Annotated in this window: 9 protein-coding genes and 1 pseudogene; 4 read left to right on the plus strand and 6 right to left on the minus strand. The window is 47.3% G+C overall.

The features are described 5' to 3' along the window. Positions 1 to 43: 43 nt before the first annotated feature. Positions 44 to 745 carry an L-threonylcarbamoyladenylate synthase gene (locus ACIDITHRIX25_RS93995; RefSeq protein WP_201733035.1) on the minus strand — a complete coding sequence of 234 codons (702 nt, stop codon included), beginning with the start codon at positions 743 to 745 and terminating at the stop codon, positions 44 to 46. A gap of 394 nt (positions 746 to 1,139) precedes the next feature. Between ACIDITHRIX25_RS93995 and ACIDITHRIX25_RS94000 the strand changes: the two genes are divergently transcribed. Next, entirely contained in the window at positions 1,140 to 1,664 is a 525-nt protein-coding gene (locus tag ACIDITHRIX25_RS94000) for a methylated-DNA--[protein]-cysteine S-methyltransferase (RefSeq protein ID WP_052605551.1), read from the plus strand. Here the strand turns inward: ACIDITHRIX25_RS94000 and ACIDITHRIX25_RS94005 are convergent. The 4 genes from ACIDITHRIX25_RS94005 to bluB all read right to left on the minus strand — a co-directional run bounded on the left by ACIDITHRIX25_RS94005 (position 1,661) and on the right by bluB (position 7,231). After that, entirely contained in the window at positions 1,661 to 5,347 is a 3,687-nt protein-coding gene (locus tag ACIDITHRIX25_RS94005) for an NAD-glutamate dehydrogenase domain-containing protein (RefSeq protein WP_249685726.1), read from the minus strand. The two genes, ACIDITHRIX25_RS94000 and ACIDITHRIX25_RS94005, sit on opposite strands and share 4 nt — an antisense overlap. A 71-nt stretch (positions 5,348 to 5,418) precedes the next feature. Then, on the minus strand, positions 5,419 to 5,775 hold the full coding sequence (locus tag ACIDITHRIX25_RS94010; RefSeq protein WP_201733036.1) for a hypothetical protein: 357 nt from the start codon (positions 5,773 to 5,775) through the stop codon (positions 5,419 to 5,421). Continuing rightward, positions 5,772 to 6,323 carry an NAD-glutamate dehydrogenase domain-containing protein gene (locus tag ACIDITHRIX25_RS94015; protein ID WP_201733037.1) on the minus strand — a complete coding sequence of 184 codons (552 nt, stop codon included), beginning with the start codon at positions 6,321 to 6,323 and terminating at the stop codon, positions 5,772 to 5,774. The genes ACIDITHRIX25_RS94010 and ACIDITHRIX25_RS94015 overlap by 4 nt, the downstream gene beginning before the upstream one ends. Before the next feature lie 257 nt (positions 6,324 to 6,580). After that, a complete protein-coding gene (bluB, locus tag ACIDITHRIX25_RS94020; RefSeq protein WP_407071680.1) occupies positions 6,581 to 7,231 on the minus strand; it encodes a 5,6-dimethylbenzimidazole synthase in 651 nt (216 codons plus the stop codon). A 227-nt stretch (positions 7,232 to 7,458) separates the two neighbouring features. Here bluB and ACIDITHRIX25_RS94025 point away from each other — a divergent pair, with 227 nt between their 5' ends. Then, positions 7,459 to 9,183 (plus strand): ABC transporter ATP-binding protein, encoded by a 1,725-nt coding sequence (locus tag ACIDITHRIX25_RS94025; RefSeq protein WP_201733038.1) that lies wholly within the window; start codon positions 7,459 to 7,461, stop codon positions 9,181 to 9,183. Positions 9,184 to 9,384: 201 nt separating this feature from the next. Here ACIDITHRIX25_RS94025 and ACIDITHRIX25_RS94030 read toward each other — a convergent pair. After that, positions 9,385 to 10,484: pseudogene (locus tag ACIDITHRIX25_RS94030) on the minus strand (IS630 family transposase). Positions 10,485 to 10,836: 352 nt separating this feature from the next. Between ACIDITHRIX25_RS94030 and ACIDITHRIX25_RS94035 the strand changes: the two are divergent. Together ACIDITHRIX25_RS94035 and ACIDITHRIX25_RS94040 are read left to right on the plus strand one after the other, a co-directional pair. Next, on the plus strand, positions 10,837 to 12,144 hold the full coding sequence (locus tag ACIDITHRIX25_RS94035; RefSeq protein ID WP_283770422.1) for a methyl-accepting chemotaxis protein: 1,308 nt from the start codon (positions 10,837 to 10,839) through the stop codon (positions 12,142 to 12,144). Positions 12,145 to 12,311: 167 nt separating this feature from the next. After that, a complete protein-coding gene (locus ACIDITHRIX25_RS94040; protein WP_201733039.1) occupies positions 12,312 to 13,421 on the plus strand; it encodes a hypothetical protein in 1,110 nt (369 codons plus the stop codon). Positions 13,422 to 13,483: the final 62 nt, after the last annotated feature.

Below are 13,483 nucleotides of genomic sequence, written 5' to 3' on the forward strand. Positions count from 1 at the left end.
TGTCAAAAGTTCAAATCAACCAAAGTCGACGTCTCAAATCCGCCTATAGAGTCGAAATAATCTCATCAAATTCTATAGAGCCCTTTCGCAATATCGCCAGCTCACCATCGATTAAAGAGACTACAGTTGAGGATATTCCACTCGATAGGCCGTCACAAACTACGATGGCATCGATGCTATTTTTTAAAGGTAAATTATCAGCGGCGAAAATCTCTTTTGACCTCACAATCGAAGGCATCCCATGCAAATTGGCAGAGGTTGCAAAGATCGGCCCCACAGCACAGGTAACTTGTCTTACTATATCATCGTCTGGCACCCTGACCCCAATAGTGCGATCATACAAATCTCCGCCTCTAAAGATAAGTTCTCTATCTCTGGGGGCAACTATCGTAAGGGACCCTGGCCAAAAGCGCTGAGCTAAAAGCTCAACTTTGCGACGAATCACCTCATCGCTCAAGTCAAAGAGGTCAATGGCTTGTTCAATGCTTCCAACTACAACCGGAAGGGCCATACTTCGCGGTCTGCATTTAATCTCATAGATCCTATCGGCGCCATCAGTATCGATTCGAGAGGTAAGACCATATACTGTATCGGTTGGCAACATAACCACTGCGCCACCCTCATAGAGGTCAAAAAGAGATTCCTTGGTCCACTGCGGGATGGCGCTCGAGAGAAATTCGCTTACGACCCCAAAATCTCCAGTGCCAACTGGCCTGATCAATAATTTAGCTGTTGAACCCTTCATCTCTTAAAATGCTAAATGCTATTGTTGACTTAGGTGGCTAAATTAAAAAGCAAACTCTTTCGAAATTTCAAATTGCTCTAAGTAGCCAAGCTCTCAGGAATCACCAGCAATTCGAGCCAATCGAGTATCTTGGCCGAGTCAATCGAGAACTAATACGCCAAAGTCCACCCTCCAGATCAGAAAAATTGCGCCCAGAGTAGTCGATAGGATAAGGGCAAAGATTCAAATTAGACTTCGAACAAATTTACTTGAAATAGACCCACCAAGCCACAACAACCCAACTGTCGCATTTCACGAAACGAGGACACTGTCATCATTTACATTAACCTCATAGAAAAGAAGATGCAAAAATCCAATGGTCAATAAAAAGAAGTAGAAAAAAGGTTAGAACAAATTGATAAGTACAACAACGCTAAAGCTACTAGATCGCGATTTTAGAGTGGTCTTTGAAGAAGGTGGAATAATATCCAGCGACTTTGTCTCTCCTAATTCCGCTTCAATCCCGGGCGGTCTAGATTTTGTATCGCCACAAGACGCTCAGAAGAGTACAGAGCTGCATGCTCTTCAAGAAAGGATACAAGAGGCGATAAATGCCTACAACAAAGGCAGTTTCTTGGAGATTGGACTGATTCCACGCTCTTTAGGGTCATCGACAACCGCCAACTTTATCGCTATAGCTCAAAATGCTATCGATTCGATCCCTCCAGGAACTGTCATATCCTATGGAAAATTGGCCGATCGATCTGGTAACCCTAAGGCTCACAGGGCTGCAGCCAGGGCATGTTCCACAAACCCCATTCCCATCTTTCGGCCATGCCACCGAGTGATCCGCTCTGACGGATCCCTCGGTGGCTATGCCTTTGGTCTAGAAATAAAGAGAGATCTCTTGGCTCACGAGAACTACTTTAGGAGTAATTAGATGCCAACAATTGCCCTAAGGCGTCTGGTGCCAACGACTAGCATCGCCAATCGATCGCTACCGGCATCTTTGTCGAATGAAGAACCAGGCTCGTCTATATAGATTGATCTCGCAAGTTCAGAGGCTCCCCGCTCTTGGTAGGCTGCCAACTTTGCCCGCCGATCGCTGGCTTTGTCAAGATTAACTATCGCCCTAAATGCCCCAATATGCACCGAATCTATCTCATCACGAATCGCAATTCGCACCTGTCGCTCCCAACTTGTGCGACGCGGAAGTGCCATTGCCGCATCAAGCAACTCTGGCACCGCAAGGGTCTCTCCAACTTCAAAAAACATGCCAGCTAAATCTGAAATTGAGTTAGTTGGGTACATGCCACAAAGATGGGTGATCTCCATAATGGAAGTGGCAAAGCTCGATAGCTGCCAAAGTCGAAATGCACCAGCACTCCCTGGAGCATATTTAAATTGAGCTGAAGTTGGGAAACGCTTTCGATACCTCTCCGTAAGCAACTCCTCAAAATTGTCGATCAGAAAAGATGAAGTAGACCTAAATCGATCAAGATCGGCTATCCGAGACTCTCCGATATCACGCAAGAGCCACCTTGTCGCCCTCTCCTGAAATCTAACCGCTCCGGTAAATCCAACTAGAGCGCTATCAAATCGAAGTTGAGTATCGCCCATCAACCTCCAAAGTTTATTAGAGGTATCAAAGATCGAATCGACCTCTAAGAATCGCGCCACAACCTCAACGACGTCCCGGCGAGACTCTTCCACTGTTCGAGTTAGATAGCTAACCCCAGCAATATTGACAACTAAATTCGCGACTTGGTTGGCAACCAACTCGGGCCAAAGGGGGTGGTCTTCGATGTCATGAGAGACCGCATCACGAATAGAATCAGGAAAATATTGCAACCCTCGCTTGGAAAATATGTCCAGCGCTTCCACGTGGGCCTGCCCTAAAAGGGACTTTATCTTCAATTTCTCGTAGGCGAGTAGCACCGACAGTTCTGGTCGAGTCAGAGAGTATCGGCTACCCAACTGCTCATTGTCGGGAATGAACTCAACTCTTCGATCCAAACCACCATCACGCTCTAACGCATCCACCGCTTCTATATAGGCGCCTCGCATCTGATCGAACTCTGAACTTGCCAGTGATAGCGCCCAGTTCTGCCAGATGTTGTCAGATAAAACTAGATCCTCAATGGCTCCTGTAAGACCAGAGAGCAAAGTATCTCGCTCATTGCCCTTCAAGCCAGAGGTGTGTTGATACAAAATCTTTAGATTTACCTCATGATCAGATGTATCCACGCCAGCAGAGTTATCGATGGCATCTGTGTTGATCAGAATCCCCTTTTGAGCCATCTCAATCCTTGCCAATTGAGACAACCCAAGATTTCCACCCTCACCTATGACCTTGGCGCAGACATTGGCTGCGCTAATTCGCACCGAATCGTTAGTCTTATCGCCGATATCACTATCTGATTCACCTGATGAACGGAAATAAGTTCCGATTCCTCCGTTCCAAAGCAGGTCCACAGGAGATGAAAGAATGACTTTGATCAGGTCGTTTGGGGCATATTTCCCGCCGACCGTTCCCAATGAGCGAGCTGCCTCCTCTGAGAGGGTAATTGACTTGAGGCTTCGAGAGAAAACGCCTCCTCCAGCGGAGATAACCGATTGATCGTACTCCTTCCATGAGGAACGGGGGACTCCAAAGAGCCGCTCTCGCTCATCAAAACTCGCTTCAGGGTTGGGATTTGGATCAAGAAATATATCTCTGTGGTCAAAAGCCGCCACTAGTCGTATGGAGCGCGATCGAAGCATGCCATTTCCAAAGACGTCGCCACTCATATCGCCGATACCAACTACAGTTATCGGGTCACGCTCTGGGTCAATCCCAATATGAGCAAAATGATGGCGGACTGACACCCATGCTCCCTTTGCGGTAATTCCCATATCCTTGTGGTCATATCCAGCCGAACCACCAGAAGCAAAGGCATCGCCTAACCAAAATTGGTTTTGCATCGCGATTTTATTTGCCCGATCCGAAAATGTTGCGGTACCCTTATCGGCTGCAACCACCAAATACGGGTCATCGCCATCGTATATCTTGCCAATTCTAGGGTGTAACACTTTCGTATCTACAATGTTGTCAGTAATTGAAAGCAACCCTGATATGAATGAGTCATAGGCCGAAGTGACAGAGTGCTCATCGCGTTTTGAACCTCGGAGGACAAATCCACCCTTGGCGCCATGGGGAACGATGACAGCATTTTTCACCGCTTGAGCCTTCATCAACCCCAAAATCTCAGTTCGGTAGTCATCTAAGCGATCCGAGTATCGAATTCCACCACGGGCCACCAAAGAAGATCGCAGATGGATCCCTTCCACCGTCGGAGAAAATACATAGCTCTCGATCATTGGAACCGGCTCAATCAAGCCAGGCACCCGCTTGGAATCAAACTTTATAACGCCAGCATCGCCTGGGTGCTCTCGAACGTGCAGATTTGTACGCAATGTCGCATCACAGATAGCCACAAGGAGCCTAAAGAAGACGTCGTGTTCGAGAATCTCAATCTGATCAATCTCAGAAAGAGCAGTCGCCCTTTTGGCTAGAGATTCATCATCGTTAGTGAAGTCCCAGAATCGACTTGCAAAGTAGTTGGCTAACCCTCGAGCAACGCCTGGATAGGAGGCAACGATAGTGACCGCATGGTCGATAGATAATCCATTCGTCGTAAAGCGTTGATAGTAAACCAAAGTCCTCAACAAGACAACTGCTGTGGCATCTAGGCCAGAACGAAGCACGAGAGAGTTCAATCGATCTGAATCAAGTCCAAAGAGAAAGACATCACCAAAGACGCGCGCAAAGAGAACTAGCCGTTCATGCACTATAGTAGAGTCATCCCCAGCTAGCTGGACCCCCAGATCATAAAGCCAAATTGGCGCGCCATTGGAAGGTGAGACCATCTGATATGGAACTTCATCCACTACCGACAAACCAAAAGTCTCTACTAAAGGAAGCAGATTCGACAGGTGTCGCCTCTCGCCAAGATGAATTATTCTAAGACGAATATCAATATTAGATCGAAGTTCTATCAAAGGATGACGATCGACCTCCGAGGTAAATCCAACCCAAATACCGTCGGTCTCAAGTGCCGACTCAATTCGATCTACATCATCAGCTCCGATGCGGGCACTATAGTCATTCCTATAAGCTCCGTCAAAGACGTTTCCGTAGCGATGTGCCAAAGTGGTTCCAAGCCGGTCACCATGACGATTGAATAACTCTTCCTCAAGCTTGTCATACCAACTTCTTGAGACACTAATGCCAACCGATTGAATTAAGTTTGAGTACTCCAAAAGGTTCGCTATTAGGTCTGTGTCGTCGAGGGCAACTACGTCGATATCCACTCGGGCCATCCGAGCATCAATTCTCGCCTCAACGCAGTGAAATTCGACGTTCTCATTATTCAAAGCATTAAGTTGAGCTGCGATTGTGGCATCCATACCGGTCTTGTATCTAATGGTAGGGACGTAAAGGTAAATCCGTAACGCTTCATCACAGCACAGACACGAAATAAAGGTTGCAATTTGATTAGTCTCACGGGCAATCAAAAGAGATGAAATTATATCTTGAAGTTGCGACTGGTCTATCAGCGCAAGTTCGATGCGCGCAATCATTGCGACAAGTTCATTTAGTTCACGATAGGAGTAGCTCTCAACTGGAATATTGAGAAGTTCGCCTAGCTTAGTTAGGCGATTTCAAGGTCCATCCCGCTAGCGAGCATAGCTTTGGAGCCAAGTCCAACGATGTAACCTGATTCGTTACCTTGACCATCATGAGCAGGACCAACTATCAATGCCTCGGTAGCCATTACGGGTGAAATCACATTGACCAGGTGTGGCCTCTTGGAGTCCTTGGAAAATGACCTTTGAATTCTAGAAGCTTCATCTGGTCCCAAACGCTCTAAAATTCCGCTATTTGAAGGCCCTATTCTTGCTCCCAATGGAACAAATCCTTCGTCATCTCCAAAAAATGCACCTTGCGTCCAAGTCTTATAAGACTGGTCCCTATAAAAGTCTGCGTTAGAAGAATTGATCAGATTCAAAAATGAAAAAGGTCCTCAAAAGCACTATTTAGCGCCTCGAGTTCCAGCTCTGTTGGGTTAGCTTTTACATCAAAGTGGATATAAGACTCAACTCGACCAGAAGCTTCTTTGGTTCCGGTTCGATATGCATCTACAATATTTAATTCGCTATCGCGCTCTAGCGTTAAAAGCGGATGTAGTGTTACTTCGGGAAAATAGCCGAACCTCCCGAGTATTGCTACGAATGAGTCGACTAGATGCGCCTGATCGATCGAGGCTACATCGATGGTCAAGAGATGCTCACCATGGTCGCTAGCCGAGGTTTGCCCCTCATCTCCCAACAAAAAAGCGTACTCATCTTGTCCTAGCCGAATCGCTAATTCCAAAGATGTTTCAAGGTAAGGAACGATGCGACCCTCACCAAACAACCTCTCGAAGCTGGCGTCAAACGAAGCGGCAAGTACATCGACAAAGCGCTCCTGTCCCTTCGTCAGCTCAACTCCTACTTGAGCAAGCCTCTTGGACCAACTCCCGTTACTATCAGTTCCGTCCCCTGAAAAGCTAACCATTCCCACCCCTTTGTGATCTATCAGTCAACCGTTAGTCAACTTACATTCATATTCTGATAAATAAGCAATTTTTTGCGATTGATTATCGAAAGTTATCCAACTTCACGTGTTGTAATTAGCGCTGTTGATGAAATCTACCAAGAAGAGCACCTTGCTATCTCCTATTCGCCGAGATATGACTCTTTCTTGAATCTATCGATTGACATCGCATAAGTTTGGCCAAAAAAGATAAGACCAATGAGGGCACATGAAATAGATCAGAGGTCCAGCTTCAAGCGTTCACCGTAGCGATTTTGAAAAAGTGCTTCTTCAAGGGGGCGGCGCCCTCTCCAGTTGAAGCGCTCCAAATCTGGAACCTCCATAAGCGTCGAAATGGGTCCAAGACAAAGCCATGCGATCGGCCGTAGCGGAGAAGGGATCCCGACCAGATCACAGAGGAAGGACTCTTGATAGAACGATACCCATCCAACGCCATATCCTTCAGCGGTAGCGGCTAGCCAAAGGTTCTCAATGGCCAAGCACACCGAATAAAGTCCTGTTTCATCAATAGTATTGCGGCCCAAAATTGCTGACCCACCCCGGCTCGGATCATAAGTCACTACGATTCCGATGGCTGACTCCATGATTCCTTCGATCTTGATAGGGTTGAAAGTCTCCTGCGCTTCTCCAATAAGCCGGTCCGAAAACTTAGAACGCTCCACCAAGACGTGATCTCGAAAGTCGATGCGGATAGCGTCGTCGTCCACAAGAATAAAGTCCCACGGTTGAGTCATTCCGACTGAAGGTGCCTGATGCGCAGCTCTCAGAATACGTTTCAGTTTGCTTTGATCCATCGGACCACCGATGAACTCATTCCTCACGTCCCGCCGCATCTGAATGATTTCGTAAAAACCATCTATGTCTATCAAATGAATACTCCGTTCTAAGATCTCTTCAACTGATAACTCATCATCACAATCAACAGGTTGAATGAAATTCAATTTTTGACGTTACAAATAAGATAAATAAAAGTAAAGGTCTACCATATGCAATACATGCGCTATGCGAGAACTAGCGGCGATGGGACAATACCAAAGACGCGATCTCCAAGGCAGCCATCCTTCGGGCCTGGTCATTTTTAGCTAAATATAAACGGATGCTGATCGTCTTTGTTCTCCTAATAGGCCTTGGGCGGCTAATCGATCTCGCACCCCCACTCATTACAAAGTCAATCATCGATACAGCGATTCCCAAAAGATCACTCTCACTGCTATATCTTCTAGTAGGAGCAGCGCTCGCCGCGACTGTCACATCCACGACAATCAGTGTCGCTTCGAGATGGATCAGCTCAAAGATGGGTGAAAGCTTAATACTTGACCTTCGCTCTGCACTCTTTGCGCATCTTCAACGACTTCCCATTGCCTTTTACACAAAGAGCCAATCTGGTTCGATAGTGTCGCGCCTCAACAATGACGTCCTCGGCTCCCAACAGGCAATATCGATTATTTCAAGTGTCTTTTCCGACGTTTTGACTTTGACATTCACACTTTTCATAATGCTAAAACTCTCACCGTCCGCTACTGCAATAGCCTTAGTAACCATGCCGCTCCTTGTGGTAGTAGATCGAAAGCTGGGGCGCCGAATCGCGCCATTGGCAAGGAATCAGATGAAAGCCAATGCTCAACTATCCAATCTAACCACCGAACGAATGAACGTCTCAGGCGCTCTTTTAGTAAAGCTTTTTGGCAATGTGACAAGAGAGACTCACAATTACGACTATCGAGCTGGAAAACTTCGAGATTCAGGGATCAAATTAGCAGTAGCTGGTCGCCTATATGGAGCAGCAGTTTCATTGATTGCGGCACTTGGCGTTACTGGTATCTACCTTATAGGTGGACGTCTCGCCTTGGACCGCCAACTAACCATCGGCACCTTGGTTGCGCTGACACAATTTGCCACCAACCTCTATACACCAATTACCGACTTGGCAACTCTCAAGGTAACCCTTTCTCAGTCTTTAGTCTCTTTCGATAGAGTTGCAGAGGTACTCGCCGTCGCACCAACCGTCACAGATCCAGAGTTTCCCAAAGCCATCAAAGAGATAGAGGGCAAAATCGCCTTCGAAAATGTCGATTTCACCTACCCTGACATTGAAACGCCCTTTTCAGAGGCGCCAGATGTGCAACCTTCAACCACGGTAGCGCTCGAGTCCATATCATTTATCGTTGAACCCGGAACAATGACGGCCATTGTCGGGCCTTCAGGTGCTGGCAAGTCAACAATTGCTTCGCTCATTTCACGCCTCTACGACCCAGATGCGGGAGAGATCTCTCTCGATGGTATCAATCTCCGTGAAATCTCACTTCAAGACCTGAGCGACCATATAGGAGTAGTATCACAAGAAACATTTCTCTTCCACGACACCGTAGCGTCAAATCTGCGTTTCGCCCGTCCTGATGCGACAAATGAAGAACTTATAGCCGCAACAAAAGGGGCACAGATCTATCAAACGATCATGGAGATGCCCGATGGGTTCGACACATTAGTCGGCGAACGTGGATATAGGCTCTCAGGAGGTGAGCGACAGAGACTTGCAATTGCTCGCGTTTTTCTAAAAAAACCTGAAATCGTAATCCTAGATGAAGCAACCTCTCATTTAGATACGGAAAATGAGGCAGCAGTTCAGAGCGCCCTCTTTAACCTACTCTCCAACCGAACCTCGATAGTGATCGCCCACAGACTCTCTACGATCGTCGCCGCAGATCAAATCGTTGTAATCAAATCCGGGAAAATCGCTGAAAAAGGACGACACGCTGAACTGCTGGAGAAAAAGGGAGTCTACCGAGACCTCTTCGAAACCCAACTCGTCCTAAAACAATAGCCACCTGAACTTTTAGCCGCCATCTGTTAGGCCAACAATAAAACCAAGCAAGTCTCATGATTGCTTTGAATCGATCAACCGCCCATATCCTTGAAGCCTCATTGGAAAATACCCATTTCTATGAATTTCAAAACCGGAATCTTTTTTTGGAGGTCAACACCTATCTGGATCTAGTGTCCCCTCTCATAAGTTCCCTGAGTTCTAGTTCCCCAGATACTTTGCCATCGATGCGAATATCTCGTCAGCTGTCTTTACCCACCTAAATGGTGTTGGGTCTTGGTTCCAGCGCTCTGCCCAGGTGTTGATCGAAGCAACGAGTTGCTTTTGTGACTTATGGGTGGATCTGTGGAGCATTTTGGTAGTCAGTTCCGAGAACCATCTCTCAACCAGGTTCATCCACGAGGAGTAGGTGGGTGTAAAATGGAAGTGGAATCTGGGGTTTTTTATGAGCCAGGCCCGTACAGCATCGGTTTTATGCGTTGCATAATTGTCCAGGATGACGTGGACTTCGAGTTCTTTTGGAACTTCTTTTTTCACCTGATCCAAAAAGGCTATGAACTCGATCGCCCGATGAGCCTTTGTGGTGTTGGTGATCACCTTGCCAGAGGCAACATCAAGTGCTGCAAAGAGATTTGTTGTGCCGTTGCGTTTGTAGTCATGTGTTTGCCGCTCTGGAACAAAAGGTCTCATGGGAAGCAGTGGCTGGGTTCTATCCAACGCCTGGATCTGTGTCTTTTCGTCAATACATAGTACCAGTGCAGCATCAGGGGGATTGAGATAGATCCCAGTTATGTCGCGGACTTTTCGGTAAAGGCCGGATCGGTACTGATGTTGAAGTATCCCAAGACATGGGGCTTGAGGCCAAAGGTTCTCCAGATACGTGAGATGCTCGCTGGTGATACCCCGATCCGCTTGGACATTGAAGACGTCGACCACTGGGTAGCAAGCGGGGGCTCTTCTTCCAAAGTGATCCTTAGAATCTCGGCGATCTTTTCGTCATCAATGCTTCTCGGTTTTCCACTTCTCGGTGCGTCATCGAGAAGTTCCACTCCGTAGTTGATAAAACGCCGCTTCCATTTGCATACCGTCTCTGTAGATATCTGAAGTCTTTGCGCGATCTCGTTGGTTCCAACCCCTTCGTTACTCCATAGGGCAATGCTGGCCCTTGCCACCTGTCCTATGGGAGCTGTGGACTTTCTTACCACTGCTTCTAATTCGCTACGTTCTTTGGGACTGAGCGGAACCACCGAAGCTTGTCGTCCAGATCTCTTCTTGGGCGGCTTGCTCTGGTTGGCATCAATGTTTGGCTCCTCTGAAACGGTGTGACTTAGCATCGTTCTCCCTTGCAAGGTTATGTCCTTACCAAGGAGAACAACCTTAGAAGGGATTAATTCCTCAGTTTCAGGGAAATTATGAGAGGGGACACTAGTAATTCGATGGAAAATTAGCACCATTAATGCGTCGTAGAAGTCCACAAAAACCTCTTCAGAGGCGGTACCACCTCCAATAGCAAAGCTGAAAAAATACAAAAGTCAAGTGGGCTCACAAAGTTGTCATGGTCTTAAAGGACGATCAACAATGGGCCGATAGCCACTATCAAGGTGATCCCAACGCTAGGGGAAACACTGGGCATCGTTATGAAAGGTACCGAATTTGATAGGGAAAATACTTTCTAAGCTTCCAAAAGGAGCCAATCTCGACGATCTGGCTTGGGCAAAACGGCATCGATTTATTGTCTATACTCTATATTTTCAGGTTCCATTTCTAATAATCGTCTCGTTACCAGAGCACTCCACCACCAAGGTACGACTGGTCGATATCGGTATACAATTTGCATTCTGCCTCGCTGCCACTCTAATTAAGGCGCGAAGGCTTGCAACGATCACAACTAGCCTCGGCCTTTTATGGGCCGGGGCCGCTCTCGTACACATCACACACGGTATGCCAGATTTCCATTTTTACTTCTTCGTTCTCCTGGCTATAGTGGCTCTCTACGAAGAGTGGACACCATATCTTCTCTCCATTGGATTCGTCTTAGTGCACCACATTCTCCTCGGCCTTTTTTGGCCCAATTCTGTCTTTTATACCTCCTATGAAAGAGCAAACCCAATTGGATGGGCCCTTATACATGCTGGATTCATCTCGGGAGCAGTAGCTGTACAAATTGTCTTCTGGAGCTTCTCAGATGCGCTACGCAGCCAGAGCTCCGCGCTCCTAGAAAAAAGCACCTTTGAAGAAAAGCAACGTTATGAGCTCCAGCTAGAAAAAGAAAAAAGTGACCGTGAAGCGATCGAAAGACGCTCTCAAGAGGTAGAGAGAGCCCGCAGAGACCAAATCGAGGTCGCTAGTCAAGCCAGCGGCCTCTTGGCAGGATCCGACCAGATTAGGGCAAACATCGATGCAGTCGCAGGTGCAATTCGAGAGATGGAGCTTACAATAACAGGGATAGCGCACGGTGCCAACCGTGCCGCAGAGGTTGCACATGATGCCGCTGGAATCGTCGGGAAGACCTCGATGACCCTTGATCGACTGGATAAAAATTCCGCCAACATTAGCCAGATCGTAGTTACCATAACTGAAATCGCAGAGCAGACGAACCTCCTTGCGCTCAATGCAGCCATTGAAGCTGCGCGCGCTGGCGAAGCCGGCAAAGGATTTGCCGTAGTGGCCAATGAAGTCAAAGCGCTTGCCGCAGCTACAGCGCGTGCTACTGCGGATATCGGCGCCATGGCAATATCGATGACTTCAGATACGAGCGCGGCGAGCGCGGCGTTCTTAGAGGTAACCGATACTGTGAGCGAGATCGGGAGACTTCAAGGCGAAATTGCCGTCTCGGTCGACTCCCAGGTTGCATCTACGAACGAGATCGCACAAACCGTAGATGATGTCGTAAAAACAACGATCGAGATCAATAACCGCATCGCATCACTTCAAAACGCTAAAGGGAAATCTTTAGCCTAAAAGTAGAGGTAATCCCGAGATCTTGGCCGGATGGAACTTCTCTTTGTTACCTTGACGATTCCTTCGACTCAATCCCGAGATCTTGGCCGGATGGAACCCTAAAAAATAAAAACTGTGCTCGGTGACAGGCAAGAAATAATAACTAAAAAGGATAAGGAGGAAGACCTATGCCAGGAATGACCTCGACACCCGGCCACCCCTTTGGCACCTTAGGTTCGCACCTATACCTAATAGTCGGCATAATCATCACAGTCGCCATGGCATTGAACCTAGCGGTATATCTATTCGCAGAATCAAAACCAAGGACAGATATCCAAAAGACAGAGGCGCAAAATATCGTCGCCACCGCGACGAGCTCCAACACAACTCTTAGCTTTCTATCCATTTCATTTGGCGCCATCTGGATCATCGACGGAATGCTCCAGCTCCGCAACGGAATGCCAAACGGCTTTGTGTCGAATATTATCAGGCCCGCATTTGTGAATGCTCCGTCTTTTTTGCGACCACTTGGGGACCTTGGTGCCTGGGCCTGGAATATCAATCCATTTCGCGTTGATTTAGCTACCGCATGGATTCAGCTCTTTATCGGCATGGCGCTCGTATCTCTCAAGCCAAGTAAAACCTGGCGTCTGGCAATCTACCTCTCGATCGTATGGGAGCTCATTGTCTTTTGCATAGGTAATGGCTTTGGACTCTTCTACAAGGAAGCGGCTTGGTACAGTGGAGCACCTTCAGCAATATTGATTTACCTCTTAGTCTCGGTAGAGCTGCTAATGGCTTCCAATGGTAAAAACAAATTCCCAACAAGCCAGCGACTGGGATGGGGATTGGGAATCTTTTTCCTTGTGGGTACCCTCCTTGGTGCGCTTCCATCCGAGGGATACTTTAAACCCAACGGATTTTTCACGATGATCACGTCGATGGCGAAAAATCGACAACCCGAGGTCTTTTCGAGCCTACTCAATGCTGCGGCAAATATTACAGAGGGCAGAGGATCCATAATCAGCCTGATTCTAATCTCACTGGGCCTTATTATTGCGACGGCCTTGATAGTAGCGCCAAGCTCAGTCGCCACCATCTATCTAACTATCATCGCCTCACTAGTAATGTGGGCAACAGTCATGGATTTTGGAGTATTTTCGCCAACTGGAACAGACTTCAACTCTGGCCTTCCAATCATCATGGTCTCAATCGCGCTGCTCATGGAGAAAAGAAAAAATCTATCCAATATAGACGAGCCCGTAAAGTCGGTATCTGACAAAGTGCTTCCGAGTTAGGGACACAACCACTTGGCTAGTATTTGTCAATATCCGACTCAAAGAGATGAGGTAAAAACTCT

The sequence above is a fragment of the Acidithrix sp. C25 genome, assembly GCF_904848545.2.

Coding starts and splice junctions, on each gene's coding strand:
- ACIDITHRIX25_RS94025 (WP_201733038.1), top strand. CDS start 7,459: ATGCTGATCGTCTTTGTTCTCCTAATAGGCCTTGGGCGGCTAATCGAT.
- ACIDITHRIX25_RS93995 (WP_201733035.1), bottom strand. CDS start 745: ATGAAGGGTTCAACAGCTAAATTATTGATCAGGCCAGTTGGCACTGGA.
- ACIDITHRIX25_RS94040 (WP_201733039.1), top strand. CDS start 12,312: ATGCCAGGAATGACCTCGACACCCGGCCACCCCTTTGGCACCTTAGGT.
- ACIDITHRIX25_RS94015 (WP_201733037.1), bottom strand. CDS start 6,323: ATGGTTAGCTTTTCAGGGGACGGAACTGATAGTAACGGGAGTTGGTCC.
- ACIDITHRIX25_RS94005 (WP_249685726.1), bottom strand. CDS start 5,347: ATGATTGCGCGCATCGAACTTGCGCTGATAGACCAGTCGCAACTTCAA.